Origin of the sequence: Bradyrhizobium sp. LTSP885 (assembly GCF_000938305.1) — a bacterium.
Classification (GTDB): Bacteria; Pseudomonadota; Alphaproteobacteria; order Rhizobiales; family Xanthobacteraceae; genus Bradyrhizobium.
Genome location: NZ_JYMT01000042.1, coordinates 62,995 through 80,547, shown reverse-complemented (window position 1 = coordinate 80,547; position 17,553 = coordinate 62,995). Strand labels below are relative to the sequence as shown.

The following is a 17,553-nucleotide window of genomic DNA, read 5'->3' as shown; positions in this document are numbered from 1 at the left end:
GCCGCCCGGTCGGACCGGGCCAGGATACCCCTGACGGCGACCAAATGACGCGGCAGGAGGCTTTCGCATTCACGCACCATACATGCGCCGGCTGCGAAGCAAAGATAACGGACAATCAATGTGCCGCGCGGGAACGTCTGACCTCAGCAAAGGTTAGACATCATCTGGTTTCATGGAGTCTGAAATGATCAATCTGAAGGTTCTGGGCACTGCCGCGGCGCTTGCGCTGCCGCTGGTGCTGCCAACTCAAAGCTTTGCCCAAGCCCCGGCTCGCGGAGCCGGCCACGGCGGTGGCGCTGTCGCCAGGCCGGGCGGCGGCGCTGGCGCGGGCGCCTATCTTCGGCCCGGTGTCGGCGCGCGTCCGGGCGGCGGAGCGATCGGCGGCGGCCAGCGGATGGGCGGCGGAGGCGGTGGCCGGGTCGGCTGGAACGGCGGCGGTGGCGGCTATCGTCATGGCGGCGGCGGCTTCTGGCCCGGTGCGGTTGTCGGCGGAGTGGTCGGCGGCGCGATCGCTGCCAACGGCTATTACGGCCCCGGCTATGGCTACGGCCCCGGTTACTATGACAACAGCAACGGCTACTACGATGACGACAGCGCCCCTGTCGCAGTCGAAGCGGCGCCGGACGGCGATGCGAGCTACTGCGTGCAGCGCTTCAGGTCCTACGACCCGGCTTCGGGCACGTATCTCGGCAATGACGGCCTGCGGCATCCCTGCCCGTAATGCCGGCCTGAATTCGTGATGATCAAAGGGCGGCGGCAACGCCGCCCTTTTTCATGCGTGCGAGTCGGCTGACGCGGGGGCGCGAGACGCGTGCGGCAGAATCAATTGTCGATCACGGCGAGTGTGACGCCGAGCGGCAACATCGGGGCGCGGCCGGCGACGGGAACTGCGGTCATGGAATTGTAATCCGGGCCTGCAATCAACGGGTGGACAAATGCAGGTGATGTGTCACGACTAGCTGGGATTATGCTTGTCATCAAACGACATATGCACTCTATCATACAGACTACCCGTCTCCGTTCCGACTTAATCACGCAACGGGCCAAGCGAGTCGCCGGCACGCGAAGCCCACTGAAGAGGAAGCACCGTGCCGCGCATTCTCGTGGTCGATGACGACCCGATGGTCTGCGTTGCCATCGAGGTCTGCCTGCAGCGCCAGGGCTTCGAGGTCACCGTCGCCGATGGCGGTGAGACCGGCATGCGCGCGCTGGAAAGTGCGACCTTCGATGTGATGCTGGTCGACGTCTTCATGCCGCATATGCGTGGCTTCGAGGCGGTCCGCGTGTTCCATGAACGTGCGCCCGATATCCCCATCATCGCGATGTCTGGCTATGCTTTCGCCAATGCCGACCGGGCGCCGGATTTCCTGCGGATGACGATCGAGCTCGGCGCGGCGGCCTGCCTGCGCAAGCCGTTCACGCCGCAGGCGCTGATCGCCGCCATCAACGATTGCCTCGCGAAGTCGCCCTCGTCCGCTCGCCTCTCGAAATAACCGCTCATCCCGGCGTCATGGCTTCCCAGCGTCTCATCCTCGGCAGCGGCCTCGCGATCCTCCTCGTCATCAGTGCGGCGTCGATCGGGCTCGACGTCAAGTCACGCAGCGAGATCGAATCGGCCGATCGCACGCTCAGCATCCTCAAGCGGATATCGGACACGCGGCCATTGCCACGCGGCGTGGAGAGCGCGGCGCGCGCCTACGCGCTGACCGGAGACCCGTCCTTCGCCGACGAATTTCGCGAACAGAGCAAAGCTCTCACCTCCGCATTCGACAGCCTGATCGCGGCGGTGAAGGCAGCGCCCGAGGAAACGCAACTGCTCGCGGAAGCCAAGACGCAAGTCGACCACGGCATTGCGCTCGGCGCCGAACTGATCAGGCTGCGCAGCGCCGGGGACACCGCCGGCGCTGCAGCGCTGATCTCCGCGGGCGAGAGCCGCGCGCTGATGGACAAGGTCGGTGCGGAGCTCGAGCGTCTGGTCACCGAAGAGCGCCGCCTGCTCGCGGTCCGCACCGAGCAATCGAAGACCTATGGCCGCCTGCTGCTGGCGATCGACCTCGCCGGCGTCGCGCTGATCCTGTTATTGGCGACCGTGCTGACGCTGACGACCCGGCGCTCGCGGCGCGTGCTCCAGGACTCGCTGACCGCGACGCAGGCGACCAACCTGTCGCTCGAGGCCAAGGTCGCCGAACGCACCAAGGATCTCGCCGCCGCCCTCGAAGAGCTTCGCCGCTCCACCGCTGTCATGGAAACCACCTTCCGCAGCATGGCCGAGGCGGTGCTGGTGATCGACACATCAGGCACTGTGCTGCTCGCCAACCCGGCCGCCTCGAAGATGCTGCGCTACAAGCCGGGCATGACAGTCCAACTGCTGCGCGCGCTCAGCAACGTGTTCCAGTCCGACGGCGTCACAACCATGAAGGTCGAGGACATGCCGTCGGCCAAGGCGCTGCGCGGCGAGGAATTCGACGGATTGGAGTTCATTGCCCGTCCCGTCCGCGGCGCACCGCAGATCCACCTCGTGGTCTCCGGCCGTCCGCTGCGCGATGGCGAAGGTCAGATCACCGGTGCGGCGCTGGTCTATCACGACATCACCGCCTCGCGCGAAACCGAGCACAAGCTGCAACAGTCGCAGAAGCTCGACGCCATCGGCAAGCTGACCGGCGGCGTCGCGCACGACTTCAACAACATGCTGACGATCATCACCGGCACCACCGAGACGCTGGTCGAAAGCCTGCGCGGCCAGCCGACGCTCGCAAGGACCGCCGAGCTGATCGACCGCGCCGCCGAGCGCTGCCGCGAGCTGATCCAGCATCTGCTCGCCTTTGCCCGCCGCCAGCCGCTGGAGCCGCGCACCGTCGACATCAACGGCACCGTGCAGGACATCGCCAAGCTGCTGCGCCCGACGCTCGGCGAGCAGATCGAGATCAATTCGGTGCTGGCCCCCGACGTCGCCAACGCCCATATCGATCCGTCGCAGCTCGCCAACTCGCTGCTCAACATGGCGATCAACGCGCGCGACGCGATGCCCGAGGGCGGCAAGCTGTTGTTCGAGACCAGCAACATCGTGCTGGACGAGGCTTACGCGACGGCCAATCCCGACGTCGCGCCGGGCCGCTATGTGCTGCTTGCGGTCAGCGACACCGGCACCGGCATGTCGCAGGCGGTGCAGGACAAGGTGTTCGATCCGTTCTTCACCACCAAGGAGGTCGGCAAGGGCTCCGGCCTCGGCATGAGCATGGTCTACGGCTTCGTCAAGCAATCCGGCGGCCACATCAAGATCTACAGCGAGCAAGGCCACGGCACCACGATCAAGCTCTATCTGCAGCCCGCCCGCGGCCAGATCGCGGTGGAGCCATCAGCGCTGGCGCCGGTGCCACGCGGCAGCGAGACCATCCTGATCGTGGAGGACGACGCGCTGGTGCGCAATTACGTCACCACGCAGCTCGCAAGCCTCGGCTACAAGACGATCGCGGCCCCCGACAGCCGCGCCGCGCTCGCGCTGGTCGACAAGGGAGAGACATTCGATCTTTTGTTCACCGACGTCATCATGCCCGGCGGCATGAACGGCCGGCAGCTCGCCGACGAGGTCGCCAAACGGCGCCCCGGCATGAAAGTGCTCTACACGTCAGGCTATACCGAGAACGCGATCGTGCATCACGGCCGGCTCGATGCCGGCGTGCTGCTGCTGGCCAAGCCCTATCGCAAGTCGCAGCTCGCGCGGATGATCCAGCAGGCGCTGACGGAATGATTGGTCTCGAGCCTCGCTTGCTTAACCTCTCCCCGCCTGCGGAGCCCGCCTGCCGCAGGAGCGTACTGCCAAAATATCGAAAACAACCCCATGCAAAGTAGCCGGCGGCTGCCGGCGCGCGACACGACACCTTGACATGTCGGGCAACTCAGCGGCATTATTCCATTATTCCGAAATCACGCAAGCGCCCCTCGCCCCAGCTCGCGCGCCGCTAGTCTAGCGCGTCGCCAGCACCACGCCGAACAGCGTGAAGACCAACGCCACGATCTGGGTCGGGCCGAGCGGCTCGTGCAGCGCGATCGCTGACGCCACCACGCCGATGACCGGCACCGCCATGGTGCCGATCGCCGCCACCGAGGCCGGCAGGCGGGCGAGCGCGGCAAACCAGGCGACATAGGCGACGCAGAACTGGATCACGGTCGAGTAAACCAGCAGCCACCAGCCCAGCGTTGTCACCCGATCGAGATGTGTGGTCTCCATCAACGCGCCCACGATCGCGATCGGGACGCAGCCGAGCCCGATCTGCCAGGCTGCGGCCGGGATCGGCGGCATCGAGAGCGGATATTTCTTCGCCAGCACCGTGCCGAGCGCAAAGGCGATGGCGCCGCACAGCGCCATGATGATGCCGGGCAGCTTCTCCTCGCTGGCGCTGACGCCGTTGCCGCCCATGATCGCGGCGAGCCCGGCGAATGCCATCACCAGCGCAATCGTGCGCAACAGCGTCGGCCGCTCGCCGAGCACCGGCCAGGCCAGCAGCGAGGCCCAGACCGGCATCGTGTAGGCGATCAGCGCGGCCTCGCTCGCCGGCAGCCAAAGCAGCGCGAGCCCCATCAGCACCATCCAGCCGGTGACGTTGAGCACCGCATACAGCACGAGCCGCGGCCAGAGCCGTGCCTCGACCTTAAGGCTCTGCGACCGAAGCAGCGCCAGGAGTGCGAGAAGTGCGGCGCCGATCACGCCGGTCGCCCCGCGCAAGGTGAGCGGCGGCAGCTCGCCGATCAGGAATTTTGTGACCGGCCAGTTGAAGCCCCAGCCCACCGAGGTGATGGCGAGGAACATCAGGCCAGCGGGCGCAAGGCGCGCCCGCGCAGGCGGTGTCGGAACTGTCATGGGACCCGGCAGGGGTGTGGAATCAGAGGTCACCTTGCCTGCGATTTTGTCGCCCGACCATCACGCGCCTGACATGCCTGATCCATGCTTTGCCCGTAGGCTTACGTGAGTCCCTAAAAATCAATCCGCAGGCGCCGATAAATAGTTCGCCTGTGAACAGCGGGGCGAAGCTCCGATCCACAGCCCAAATGAGATTTTTTTGGCTTGGGAATCCCTGAGGACTCACCGATACTTGGAGCCATCACAGGCGCGGCATTGCCCCCTGTTATCCCCCACTGTCCACCATATTTAGTGTTTGATTCAGAAACTCGTACTAGTCCTTGACGGGCGCAACAGACATGGCCTAGCTTTCTGCCTGTTCGGCGCGAGTGTGTTTGGGTCCCCGCCGGTCGCTCCCACAAGGGTTCCAAAATGACCACTCCGCCAGGCCCTTTGGGCCGCGGGTGAAGGGTTTGTCTGCCCTGATTTTGGACCATCTCAGGGGCGCCTAGACGGGCCGCAAGGCTCGAAAAATCAGAGGCCGGAACCGGCCCGCAAAGATGCGTGCAAGTGGCGTGTCGTGTGACGTGTTGGGGCGTTGAATGCATGGCCTGGCAGGCCCGGATCTCCGGACCGACCGAGGACGTGCCGCCGCAGGGCCGGTGAAAGCCGGCTTCCCCGCGGATGAGAGAAACAGGCCGGGTCTACCGGCTGAGCTGCGAATGACGGGAGAGCGGGTCGATCTCGCGTGTTCCGAAAGTTCGCTCAAGGATAACATTACCGGCAAACCTGCGGGAAACGCGGGACCGGTCAGAAGAAGAGACGGGGCCGACCATGCGCATTGAACGACGCAACACCACCAGCGGACAATCTCCCTATGCCGGGATCAATTTCAGGCTGACGACATCGGAAATCCGCAATCCCGACGGCTCGGTCGTGTTCCGGGCCGAGAATGTCGAGGTTCCCGACTTCTGGTCGCAGGTCGCCTCCGACGTGCTGGCGCAGAAGTACTTTCGCAAGGCCGGCGTCGCAGCAAAGCTGAAGAAGGTCGAGGAAGAGACCGTGCCGTCCTGGCTGTGGCGCTCGGTGCCCGACACCGAGGCGCTGAGCCTGCTGCCCGAGAACGAGCGCATCGTCGGCGAGACCTCCGCCAGGCAGGTGTTCGACCGCCTCGCCGGCTGCTGGACCTATTGGGGCTGGAAGGGCAAATACTTCTCGAACGAAGAAGATGCCCTCGCCTTCTTCGACGAGATCCGCTTCCAGCTGGCAAAACAGATGGTCGCGCCGAACTCGCCGCAATGGTTCAACACCGGTCTCCACTGGGCCTACGGCGTCGATGGTCCCGGCCAGGGCCACTATTACGTCGATCCCTTCACGGGCAAGCTCACGAAGTCCAAGTCGGCCTATGAGCATCCGCAGCCGCACGCCTGCTTCATCCAGGGCGTCAGTGACGACCTCGTCAACGAGGGCGGCATCATGGACCTCTGGGTCCGTGAGGCGCGCCTGTTCAAATACGGCTCCGGCACCGGCTCCAACTTCTCCCGCCTGCGCGGCGAAGGCGAGCGCCTGTCCGGCGGCGGCCGCTCGAGCGGCCTGATGAGCTTCCTCAAGATCGGCGACCGCGCGGCGGGCGCCATCAAGAGTGGCGGCACCACGCGCCGCGCCGCCAAGATGGTGGTGGTCGACGTCGATCACCCCGACATCGAGACCTATATCGACTGGAAGGTGAAGGAGGAGCAGAAGGTTGCAGCGCTCGTCACGGGATCCAAGATCAACCAGAAGCACCTCAAGGCCGTGATGAAGGCCTGCGTCAACTGCGAAGGCAGTGGCGACGACTGCTTCGATCCCGAGAAGAATCCTGCGCTCCGCCGCGAGATCAAACTCGCGCGCCGCAGCCTCGTGCCCGACAATTACATCAAGCGTGTCATCCAGTTCGCCAAGCAGGGCTACAAGGACATCCAGTTCGACATCTACGACACCGACTGGGATTCGGAGGCGTATCTGACCGTCTCCGGCCAGAACTCCAACAACTCGGTCTCGCTGAAGGACGATTTCCTGCGCGCTGTCGAGACCGACGGCGACTGGAACCTGATCGGCCGCACCACCAAGAAGGTCACGAAAACGCTCAAGGCGCGCGACCTCTGGGAAAAGATCGGCCACGCCGCCTGGGCCTCCGCCGATCCGGGCCTGCACTTCAACACCACGATGAACGACTGGCACACCTGCAAATCGTCAGGCGACATCCGCGCGTCCAATCCGTGCTCGGAATACATGTTCCTGGACGACACGGCGTGCAACCTCGCCTCCGCCAACCTGCTCACCTTCTACAATGTCGAAGCCAAGCGCTTCGACATCGAATCCTACGAGCATCTGTGCCGGCTCTGGACCATCGTGCTGGAAATCTCGGTCATGATGGCCCAGTTCCCGTCGAAGGCGATCGCCGAACTCTCCTACGAGTTCCGTACCCTCGGCCTCGGCTTTGCAAACATCGGTGGCCTCCTGATGACCATGGGCCTGCCGTATGACTCGAAGGAAGGCCGTTCGCTCTGCGGCGCACTGACCGCCGTGATGACCGGCATCGCCTACAAGACCTCGGCGGAGATGGCCGCGGAATTGGGCACCTTCCCCGGCTACAAGAAGAACGCCGGCCATATGCTGCGCGTGATCCGCAACCACCGCCGCGCCGCGCACGGTGAAAGCCGCGGCTATGAGGGGCTCGCCGTCAATCCGGTGGCGCTCGACCATGCCTCCTGCCCGCAGGCCGACATCGTCGCGCACGCCAAGCTCGCCTGGGACGACGCGCTCGCGCTCGGCGAAGTCAACGGCTATCGCAACGCCCAGACCACCGTGGTGGCGCCGACCGGCACCATCGGCCTCGTGATGGATTGCGACACCACCGGCATCGAGCCTGATTTCGCGCTGGTCAAGTTCAAGAAGCTCGCCGGCGGCGGCTACTGGAAGATCATCAACCAGGCGGTGCCGGCAGCGCTCCGCGTACTCGGCTATCGCGAGAGCGAGATCGCGGAGATCGAGGCCTACGCCGTCGGCCACGGCTCGCTGTCGAACGCCCCCGGCATCAACGCCACGACCCTGAAGACAAAAGGCTTCACCGACGAAGCCATCGCAAAAGTCGAGAAGGCGCTGCCGACCGCGTTCGACATCAAGTTCGCCTTCAACAAATGGACCTTTGGCGAGGACTTCATCCGCAACACGCTCGGCATCTCAGCCGAGGCGATCGCCGCCCCCGGCTTCGACCTGCTCGCGGCCGTCGGCTTCTCCAAGCGCGAGATCGAGGCCGCCAACGTCCACATCTGCGGCGCGATGACGGTGGAATCAGCGCCGCACCTCAAACCAGAACATTATGCGGTATTCGACTGCGCCAATCCCTGCGGCAAAATTGGCAAGCGCTACCTCTCGGTCGAGAGCCACATCCGCATGATGGCGGCGTCGCAACCGTTCATCTCGGGCGCGATCTCGAAGACCATCAACATGCCGAACGACGCCACGGTGGAGGACTGCAAGTCCGCCTATCTGCTGTCGTGGAAGCTCGCGCTGAAGGCCAACGCACTCTATCGTGACGGCTCAAAGCTGTCGCAGCCACTCAACTCGCAGCTCATCTCCGACGATGAGGACGAGGACGATGCGGTGGATGCGTTCTACGAGAAGCCGATGGCGGCGCGTACCGCCCAGGTCTCGGAGAAGATCGTCGAGAAGCTGGTCGAGCGCATCGTCGTGATGCGCGAACGCGAGAAGATGCCTGATAGACGCAAGGGCTACACCCAGAAGGCGGTTGTCGGCGGCCACAAGGTGTATCTGCGAACCGGCGAATATGACGACGGCCGGATCGGCGAGATCTTCATCGACATGCACAAGGAAGGCGCCGCACTGCGCTCCTTCATCAACAACTTTGCGATCGCGGTCTCGCTCGGCCTCCAGTACGGCGTGCCGCTGGAGGAATATGTCGACGCCTTCACCTTCACCCGCTTCGAGCCGGCGGGCCCGGTGCAGGGCAACGACTCGATCAAGTACGCGACCTCGATCCTCGACTATGTCTTCCGCGAGCTCGCGGTCAGCTACATGAGCCGCTTCGACCTCGCCCATGTCGATCCCCGCGAGAGCAATTTCGACGCGCTCGGCAAGGGCGTCGAGGAAGGCAAGGACCCGGAGACCCAGAACCACCAGGCGACGAAGTATCTGTCGAAGGGCCTGACCCGCTCGCGCACCGACAACCTCGTGGTGATGCGCGGCGGCTCGACGGCAGTGAGCGCGAACTCCGACAGTGCCCCTGCCGGCGGCTCCCGCGTCACGTCGCTGGCCTCGCACAGCGCCACCTCGCGGGTCTCCGACACATTGGAAGGGGCAGTCGCGCTGAAGCAGGAAGCCAACCACGACCTCTCGCCGACCGAGAAGCTCGAGGCGCTACAGTGGAGCAAGGCGGGAGCCGCGGCCGCCGCCGCACCCAGCAAGGCCGAACGTCGCGCCGAGGCGAAAGCCAAGGGCTACGAAGGCGAGATGTGCTCAGAGTGCGGCAACTTCACGCTCGTGCGGAATGGGACGTGCATGAAGTGCGATACGTGTGGAAGCACGACGGGGTGTTCGTGAGCCCTTCGGTTTGTTTGAAGGAGCGACAATGGCGCGGAGGGGCGGCCCAAATGGCTGCCCTTACCGTTCTTCAGCAGTGCGCTAGCCTTGGCGTCCGTTATTGGCGGCTGTTTCATGACCCAGTTTAATTGGACATGCCCTCATTGCTCGCGACGTCAAATCGCTACGGAAGCCAATCGCCATGCCGATCTAAACTACCTCTATTTGACACCACTTGATCTTGGCGACGTCGGTGTCAAACTCGTCGCCTACTCTTGTCTCAACAACAATTGCAAAAAGCTTACGCTGTACGCTTATCTTCACGAGTGGATAAATCGCGCCGGCCCAGGTCAAAACAAGTTCGGAGACCAGATTAGGGAGTGGCGCCTCCTTCCCGAGTCTAGCGCTATCCCACAGCCCGACTGCATTCCGCGGCCACTGGTCGCAGACTATTACGAAGCTTGCCGAATCCGGGACCTGAGTCCGAAAGCAAGCGCTACACTCGCACGTCGTTGCTTGCAGGGGATGATTCGAGATTTCTGCGGCATAGCCAAGGGCACGTTGGACGCTGAGATCAAGGAGCTCAGAACAAAGATAGATTCTGGCCAAGCACCCGCGGGAGTAACTCACGAAAGCGCAGAAGCCATCGACCAGGTAAGATCGATCGGCAATATCGGTGCTCACATGGAAAGGGATATCAACCTAATCGTTGAAGTTGATCCCGGTGAGGCGCAAGCTTTGATCGAGTTGATCGAGATGCTGTTCGAGGAATGGTATGTCGCTCGGCACAATAGACGGCACAGATTGGCCAAAATAGCTGCGATAGCTGCCGACAAGAAAGCCAAGATTGCGGAGGGGAAGGCAGAGCTAACTAAGAACGCCGCAAGAGAACCTACGCGAGAGTAAGCCATCCGGAACGGCTAGTCTGTCATAAAGACTGAGCCCATGAGGCAGACTAACTAGCGTAGTCGGGATGAGCGAAGTCCGGATGAGCGTAGCGATATCCGGGGCTGCTAGGCGGGATAGCGCCGAATGACATTCGCACATCACTCATGCGCGCTACTTGCTATTACTGTTGCACTTTGGCTATTCGGGGACCATCCACAACCAATGCGCGTGTTATCCAAGCAACGTAAAGATCGGTCGGCACCAAACACTCAACGCCCCGGGGGATAGAAATCGTGGCGAGGACGGATTCAGGCATCAAGACGAGCCCAATCCCTGACTTTATGTGGGAAGAGACAGCTCCCCCCGATTTTCTATGGCATTACACTAACGCCGAGTCTGTAATTGGGATCGTGAAAAACAAGGCCATTTGGTGTACCGAATACAGATACCTTAACGATAAGCGGGAGATATCTACTTTCGCGACCCATTTGATCGCGCGTATGCGCGAGGAACTTAAACAGCTCTTCGGGCAGGATGAGAGCGATCGAATAGCCGACCTTGTGTCAGGCCTTTATAATACATGGAATGTCTTCATCTGTTCGTTTTGCGTCGACGAAGATCGGAACGAGCATTGGTTTCAATACGCTGGTAGAGCCGGCTATTCGCTAGGGTTTGACACCCGCAAACTTCGGGAAATTGCCCTCGCTCAAGGTTTCACACTCGGCCCGGTACTATACGGCGAGGAGCGAACATTAGCGATCGCGACCGCAGTGCTGAGGGATAACCTTCACAAACTGAGCACTCTCCGGAAACCTCTGAACCAAGACGATTTGAGAAATGTCGTCAACTTCCTCTGTCGACTGATTCTTAGCTACGCCCCGTTCTTCAAGTCCGGCTCGTTCCAGCTTGAGCGAGAATGGCGGTTGGTTCGAGCAACTGGCATTGAAGGCGATGGGCAAATGGAATTTCGTTCAAAGAGCCCTTTTGGATTGGTTGCCTATTGTAAGTTCAACCTGGCTCCTCGCTTGGATGGCGAAGCGCCGAGCAAACCGGGCTCCAACCCCCTCATTCCTAGAGTTACCATCGGCCCCGGCAATGAAACCGACGAGTTGACGCGTTCGTCTCATACGTACGAACTCTTCGCTCACAATGGCTTTGAAATTCTGGTTGGGGAAACTAAGTCGTCGCTCCGCTTTTGATCGCAAATGACGTTGGCAAGCGAGCGTAGCCCGGATGAGCGCAGCGATATCCGGGATTGCTCCGCCAGCTGACCATAACTCCCCCGCATGTCGCTTCGCTCATGCGGGCTACTTACCTCGTGTGGTCAGCAAGCGTACGGCGGATTAGCCGAAGGCGTAATCCGCCAACTCCGCGAGTCGGTGGGTTACGCTACGCTAACCCGCCCTACTCACTGAGCCTACGTCGTGTAATTGACCACAAGCGACGTATTCGCCGCACTTGACGACGACGAGGACCCGCTCCCGTTGTACGACGAAGCACCCTGGCCCATCGAGCTCTGGAGGGCCTGGAGAAGCTCCTGAAGCAATTTGTCGGTGTCTGACGACGCCGACGATGACGTGCTTGACGAGGAATCGCTGCTGGTTGACGTGCCGCTGCTGCTTGAGCTGCCGCTGCTGTCTGCCGACGATCCGGGGCCGCCGGAGAAGGCGTTGGCAAAGACGTTCTTCAACTCGCTGGCCTGATCGGACGTCAGCTTCCCGCTCGAAACTTCATTCTGAATCAGGTCATCGATCTTGGACTGCATGGCGTCGGGCGACGGAGGGCTTCCGCCGCTGCCCGACGACGCGCTGCTCGCGCCACTCTTCATCGCAGAGTCGATATCGTCGAGTGCCGACGACAACGCGGTTGCGTCGGTCGAGGAGATCTGGCCGCTCGAGACTTCCTTTGCAAGCTCCTGCTGGAGTCGGTCGAGCGGTGAATAAGAATTAGATGCCGTTGTGGCTGATGAGATGCTCATCTGATGCCCCTTCGCGATTTTAAGCCCCGCGAGGAGTGGAGGTGAGTCACGTTAACCAAACCTTCCCGGCCGGCATCCGATGTTTTCAGTCTGTTGCTGTTTCAGCGTCAGATACAGATCGTATCAAAATAGCGAGCGTAGGGCGAATTAGCCGAAGGCGTAATCCGCCGTTCTTCGCGATCCAGCCGGCGGGTTACGCTGCGCTAACCCGCCCTACGCATTTGCCTACACCGCGCTCAACGCCTGCGCGATATCGGCCACCAGATCCGACGGATGCTCGATGCCGATCGACAGCCGGATCGTGGTGTCGAGCACGCCAATCCGCTGCCGGATATCCGCAGGCACGCCGGAATGCGTCATCGTCGCGGGCAGGCTCGCGAGCGATTCGGTGCCACCGAGGCTCACCGCCAACTTGAAGATCTGCAAGCTGTTGAGGAATTTTTCGGCGGCAGGCTGACCGCCGACGATGTCGAACGAGAAGGTCGAGCCGGCGCCGCTGCATTGGCTCGCGAACACGCGGCCGGCGGGGGACGCCGGGTCGTGGTGGGCCAGATCATGGACCTTCGCCACCTTGGGATGGTCGCGCAGATAGTCGGCCACGATCCGCGCGTTGCGATCGGCCCGTTCCATGCGCAGGCTGAGCGTTTCGAGCGAACGGCTGATCATCCAGCAGGTATGCGGATCGAGCTGCGTGCCGATCGCGCCGCGCAGGGCCTTGACGTCCTTCATCAGCTTCTTCGAGCCGAGCGCGGCGCCGGCAATCAGGTCGGAATGGCCGCCGACATACTTTGTGAGCGAGTACAGCGACAGATCGGCGCCATGTTCGATCGGCCGCTGAAACACCGGCCCGAGCAGCGTGTTGTCGCAGGCGATCACAGGCGTATGCCCTTGCGCCTTGCCGATCATGTCGGCGACGCGCCTGACCAGCGCGATATCGACCAGGCCGTTGGTCGGATTGGCCGGCGTTTCGATGAAGATCATCGCAACACGGCCCTTGCCCATCGCCTCCTCCGCGGCCGCGCGAATGACGGCCTCGTCAATGCCGTCGGCAAAGCCCACCGCGCCAATCGAGAAACCCGCGAGCGTCCTGGCGAACAGCGTTTCGGTTCCGCCGTAGAGCGGCTGGGAATGCAGGATCACGTCGCCCGGCCGCACAAACGCCAGCACTGCCGTCGAGATCGCCGACATGCCTGAGGAGAACAATGCGCAGCTCTCGGTGCGCTCATAGATCGCGAGCCGATCCTCGACGATCTCGCTATTGGGATGATTGAAGCGCGAATAGACCAGGCCAGCCCCCATCCCTTCCGGAGGCTCGCGACGGCCCGAGACGAAGTCGAAGAAGTCCTTGCCGTCCTCCGCGGTCCGGAACACGAAGGTCGAGGTCAGGAACACCGGCGGCTTGACGGCTCCTTCAGACAATTGCGGATCGTAGCCGTAGTTCAGCATCAGGGTTTCCGGATGCAGCGTGTGATTGCCGATGTGGGTCTTTGATGGAAACGGTTTCACCACGGCTGGTCTCCTTGGCTTGAGGGACCACCGCATGCGCGGCGATTCCCGGACTCGTCAGCGCAAGCATAGTCCAGCTTTGTCCGATCCGCTTGACGCGTTATTGGCGCAGGCGGGTCGATTTAGTCCCTTCCCTCGCCCACAACCGAAACCCGCCTTCGAACGCGTTCGCATTGTCGCCAAACCGCACCTTCTTCGGCGGCTTGTCGACCTTCTCGGCATTGCCGCCGCCGAGCACGACGTAGTCGGGCTCCAGTGCGGCGAACAGGCGCGCAATGACGTCGTCGACCACCTTGCGCCATTTTGTCTTGCCGAGGCGCTTGAGGCCGGCGGCGCCGACATCATCCTCGAATGTCTTGCCCTTGCGGTACGGCAGATGGCCGAGTTCCATCGGCTCGAAGATGCCGTCCACGATCATCGCTGATCCGAGGCCAGTGCCGAGGCCGAGGAACAGCATGCGGCCGCCCTGGTAGCTGCCGATCGCCTGCATCAGCGCGTCGTTGACGGCCTTGGTCGGGCGGCCGAACGCCTCCTCGAAGTCGAAGCCAGCCCAGCCGCGGCCCAGATTATAGGGCTCCCTTAAGGGACGGTTGTGGACCACAGGCCCGGGATAGCCGATCGAGATGACGTCGTAGGACCAGTCTTTTGTGAGTTCCTGGACCTTCTTCACCATCGCCTTGGCCGTGAGATCCGGGCCGGACTCGAACTCGCGCCTGACACGCTCCTTGTCGGTCATGACCTTGACGTGGGAGCCGCCGATGTCGATCGACAGGACGGTTCGCCGGGATGTCCGCTTCCTGGTCTTCTTCGTTTTCTTGGCCATGGTTTCACGCCGCTGATCGAGGGAGCGCATCAAAGATGCGCCCCCTCGTCATAGCAAGCGAAAAACGCGGGCTTAACGAACGCGATTACCAGCTGCGATCGACATTGCGCACCTCACCGGTCTGCGCGTCGACATCGACCTTCATCCAGCGGCCGAGGCCGTCGCGGCCCTCGATCTCCCATTCGTCGCCAAGGAACTCGGTGTGGGACACCGTCATGATGCCGAGCTGGTTGGCAACGCCGATCGCAGCCTGCATCGACATCTGGTCACCGGAATCATACGCCATGGCCGGCGTCGCCGCGCCAAACGCCAGCACTGCGACGATGGGAAGGATGAATTTTCGCATGGATCACTCCTGTCTGTCAGCCGTAAAGAACGAGCGAGCGGGGCAATCCGTTCCGGCAAAGCAGATCGGATGTTGCGGCGATTTGGTGGCGATCCTGACGCGGTATCGCCGCAGCTTTGTTCCCCGTCCGACTCCACTTTGTTCGCAAAGAACGAATCGGAATCGGACAAATCGGCGCGGATTGATTCTTAACAACAAGTTTGCGCACGTTCTGATGTCGCGCAGTTCTTAACACGGACGAGGTTCGTAGCCCGGATGGAGCGCAGCGCAATCCGGGGACACCACGCGTTGAGGGTCCCGGATTTCGTGGAGCCTGTCATCGGGCGCGCATTCGCGCGACCCGTTGGCTGCATCCGGGCTACAGGATTCTGATTGCGGAGCACGACACGTTCTCCATACGACTCCATTTTGTTCGCAAAGAACGAATCGGAATCGAGAAAATCAGCGCGAGGCAATTCTTAACAGCGCGTTTGCATAGGACTCATCGACCTAGTCATCGCGCCGCGACTCATACCCAAGCCCCGGCCGCAGCGCCCGCATCTTGTCCGCGAGCCGCCGGTGTCCCGTCTCCACCGCGCGGGCCAATTGATCGGCGACCGCGACGTGATCCGCATCGCTCTTGTGCTGATTGAGTTTTGACTGCCCCTCGATCTCGTCGACGACGAGATCGATCACCCGGATCGCCGACAGCATGCTCTCGCGTTTTTCCGGCTCCATCTGCGCGAGATCCCAGGGTTGCTTCGGCAGCCGCGCCTCGGAGGCGCTGAGCAGCGCGTCGCCGTGGCCACGGTTTTCGTCGCGCTCGCGCAGATGCGCGACGCCGTTTAGATGCACGGCTTCGTAGAGCCAGGTCGAGACGTTGTCGCGCGAGGCGTACCAGTCGTTGGAGACATAGGCGTCGTCACCGGAGACGATCAGCAGGAATCGCCTAATGCCGTCGGCGAGCTCGACCAGTGGATTCCTGGCGGTGAGATGGATCTGCACGATCACGCTGCTGTCGCGCCGCTCGATCACGAACGGCACATGCGAGGCACGCGGGCCGCGCACATCCGTAGCGACGATGACGCCGAAGCCGCGTTCCGCTGCAAACGCCAGTGCGCGTTGCTCCTCGATGCGAAACTGGGGACGGAGGATGTGCATGGCGGGGCGCTCGGACCGGTTCAGGATATTTCGTACACCGACACCTTGTCCGCGATGCCGCTCAACGCCACAGTCCGGCGCGTCGGTGTCAGCCCGTTGGCCTCGAGCAGCGTCCTGGTCTCGGCATTCTCCACCACGGATTCCGTCACCACGATCGAGCGCGAGGCAGCGAGGCCCTGGACGCGCGAGGCGACGTTGACGGTCTGACCAAAGTAGTCCTGCTGGCCGTTGAGGGTGACCGCAAGGCATGAGCCTTCGTGGATACCCATCTTCAGCCGCAGGCTTTGATGCTGGCGCTCGGCGCCGAGATCGCTCATCGCCTCGCGCATGCGGATTGCCGCGGCGATGGCACGGTCGGGGGTCTCGAAGGTCGCCATCACGGCATCGCCGATGGTCTTGACGACGGCGCCGCGTTCGGAGGCGATGATCTCCTGCAGCAGCCGGAAATGCTCGTTGACGAGATCGAAGGCGACGAGGTCGCCGACATGCTCATAGAGCGCGGTGGAGTCCTTGAGGTCGCTGAACAGAAACGTCAGGCTCAGGATCTTGAGCCGCTGGCCGATCGCGAGCGTGTCGGTCCGGTAGAGGTCGCGGAAGGTCTGGTTGGTGAGCAGGCGTTTTGCGGTGAGGAAGGGCTTGCGCCGCGTCAGCAGGTCGTCCAGCGCCTGGCTCGCCACCCACACCGCCGGCAACACCCGATTGTCGGTGCGGTTTTCCAGGGTCAGCCGCAGCGGCCCGGGGCGTAAGGCGACGGTGTCGACGGCAAGCTGGATCTTGTTGAAGGTCACGGCGAGGTTCTGGCGCTCGCGCGCCTCCTCGCCTTTGACGTCAAGGAATTGCGCCGCATGCGTCACCGGGTCGAACAGGATCAGCGTGCCAACAGGCACGTTCAGGGACAGGATGGCCCTTTCCCCCGGCGGCAGGTCGACGGTCTCGAGCGTGACGTCGCGCAGCACCTTCTCCAGATCATCGGGAAGATCGATCGCCGAACTCCAGAACACCTGACGATAATAGTCGGCGACAGACAACAGGTCGGGACGATGCGCCGCGATCTTGCGCAGGCGCGGGCTGACCGTGAAGGTCACCTCAACCAGATTATCGAGCGTCGTCTCATAACCCGCGGCGCAAAACCCGCAGGTGTATTGCGCGCTGTTGAGCGTCTTCAGGCTCTTGTTGGCGGAGAGCACGCCGGCGCAACTCGGGCACATCACGCTCCACGTCATCTCCAGCATGCCGAGCCCGACGGCATGCAGCAGCCCGGCGATAACTCGCTCCTCGTCGAGGCCGGTTTTGCCTGCGAGATCGAGCGCGTTCATCCTGTTGAGGGCATGATCCGGCGCATCCCGCACCATGCGCTCGAGCATGTCGACGACACCATCGTCGGCCGACTGGCGTAGCGCGCCAAACAAGGTTTCGATTTCGCTCATGCAGCAATGTGACATGAAAGAACACGT

At 62.5% G+C, this 17,553-nt stretch carries 13 protein-coding genes; 7 read left to right on the top strand and 6 right to left on the bottom strand.

Going from position 1 to position 17,553, the window contains the following annotated elements:
• Positions 1 to 184: 184 nt before the first annotated feature.
• The 3 genes from UP09_RS29450 (at position 185) to UP09_RS29440 (ending at position 3,748) form a co-directional block, all read left to right on the top strand.
• Positions 185 to 721, top strand: coding sequence for a BA14K family protein (locus tag UP09_RS29450; RefSeq protein WP_044541873.1), 537 nt, complete (start codon positions 185 to 187; stop codon positions 719 to 721).
• Positions 722 to 1,088: 367 nt separating this feature from the next.
• Positions 1,089 to 1,493, top strand: coding sequence for a response regulator (locus tag UP09_RS29445; RefSeq protein WP_044541872.1), 405 nt, complete (start codon positions 1,089 to 1,091; stop codon positions 1,491 to 1,493).
• 17 nt (positions 1,494 to 1,510) lie between these two features.
• A complete protein-coding gene (locus tag UP09_RS29440; RefSeq protein WP_044541871.1) occupies positions 1,511 to 3,748 on the top strand; it encodes a CHASE3 domain-containing protein in 2,238 nt (745 codons plus the stop codon).
• A 216-nt stretch (positions 3,749 to 3,964) separates the two neighbouring features.
• On the opposite strand, the gene UP09_RS29435 is transcribed toward UP09_RS29440, so the two are convergent.
• Complete coding sequence (locus UP09_RS29435; RefSeq protein WP_044541870.1) at positions 3,965 to 4,858, bottom strand: DMT family transporter; 894 nt, start codon at positions 4,856 to 4,858, stop codon at positions 3,965 to 3,967.
• An 813-nt stretch (positions 4,859 to 5,671) separates the two neighbouring features.
• Between UP09_RS29435 and UP09_RS29430 the strand changes: the two genes are divergently transcribed.
• From UP09_RS29430 to UP09_RS38860, 4 genes are all read left to right on the top strand, one after another.
• Positions 5,672 to 9,439, top strand: a complete 3,768-nt coding sequence (locus UP09_RS29430) for a vitamin B12-dependent ribonucleotide reductase (RefSeq protein WP_044541869.1) — start codon at positions 5,672 to 5,674, stop codon at positions 9,437 to 9,439.
• Between the two features lie 114 nt (positions 9,440 to 9,553).
• Positions 9,554 to 10,324 carry a DUF4145 domain-containing protein gene (locus UP09_RS29425; RefSeq protein WP_044542628.1) on the top strand — a complete coding sequence of 257 codons (771 nt, stop codon included), beginning with the start codon at positions 9,554 to 9,556 and terminating at the stop codon, positions 10,322 to 10,324.
• Positions 10,325 to 10,599: 275 nt separating this feature from the next.
• Positions 10,600 to 11,505: a DUF2971 domain-containing protein gene (locus UP09_RS29420; RefSeq protein ID WP_156164837.1), complete on the top strand. Its 906-nt coding sequence runs from the start codon at positions 10,600 to 10,602 to the stop codon at positions 11,503 to 11,505.
• A 354-nt stretch (positions 11,506 to 11,859) separates the two neighbouring features.
• Positions 11,860 to 12,009 carry a hypothetical protein gene (locus UP09_RS38860; protein ID WP_156164836.1) on the top strand — a complete coding sequence of 50 codons (150 nt, stop codon included), beginning with the start codon at positions 11,860 to 11,862 and terminating at the stop codon, positions 12,007 to 12,009.
• Between the two features lie 500 nt (positions 12,010 to 12,509).
• On the opposite strand, the gene UP09_RS29410 is transcribed toward UP09_RS38860, so the two are convergent.
• From UP09_RS29410 to UP09_RS29390, 5 genes are all read right to left on the bottom strand, one after another.
• Positions 12,510 to 13,793, bottom strand: a complete 1,284-nt coding sequence (locus UP09_RS29410) for a cystathionine gamma-synthase family protein (RefSeq protein ID WP_044541866.1) — start codon at positions 13,791 to 13,793, stop codon at positions 12,510 to 12,512.
• Positions 13,794 to 13,890: 97 nt separating this feature from the next.
• Entirely contained in the window at positions 13,891 to 14,613 is a 723-nt protein-coding gene (locus UP09_RS29405; RefSeq protein ID WP_044542627.1) for an ROK family protein, read from the bottom strand.
• A gap of 85 nt (positions 14,614 to 14,698) precedes the next feature.
• Positions 14,699 to 14,959 carry a PepSY domain-containing protein gene (locus UP09_RS29400; protein WP_044541865.1) on the bottom strand — a complete coding sequence of 87 codons (261 nt, stop codon included), beginning with the start codon at positions 14,957 to 14,959 and terminating at the stop codon, positions 14,699 to 14,701.
• Positions 14,960 to 15,448: 489 nt separating this feature from the next.
• Entirely contained in the window at positions 15,449 to 16,099 is a 651-nt protein-coding gene (locus tag UP09_RS29395) for an FMN-binding negative transcriptional regulator (RefSeq protein WP_044541864.1), read from the bottom strand.
• A 20-nt stretch (positions 16,100 to 16,119) separates the two neighbouring features.
• Complete coding sequence (locus tag UP09_RS29390) at positions 16,120 to 17,526, bottom strand: adenylate/guanylate cyclase domain-containing protein (RefSeq protein ID WP_044541863.1); 1,407 nt, start codon at positions 17,524 to 17,526, stop codon at positions 16,120 to 16,122.
• Between the last annotated feature and the right edge of the window lie 27 nt (positions 17,527 to 17,553).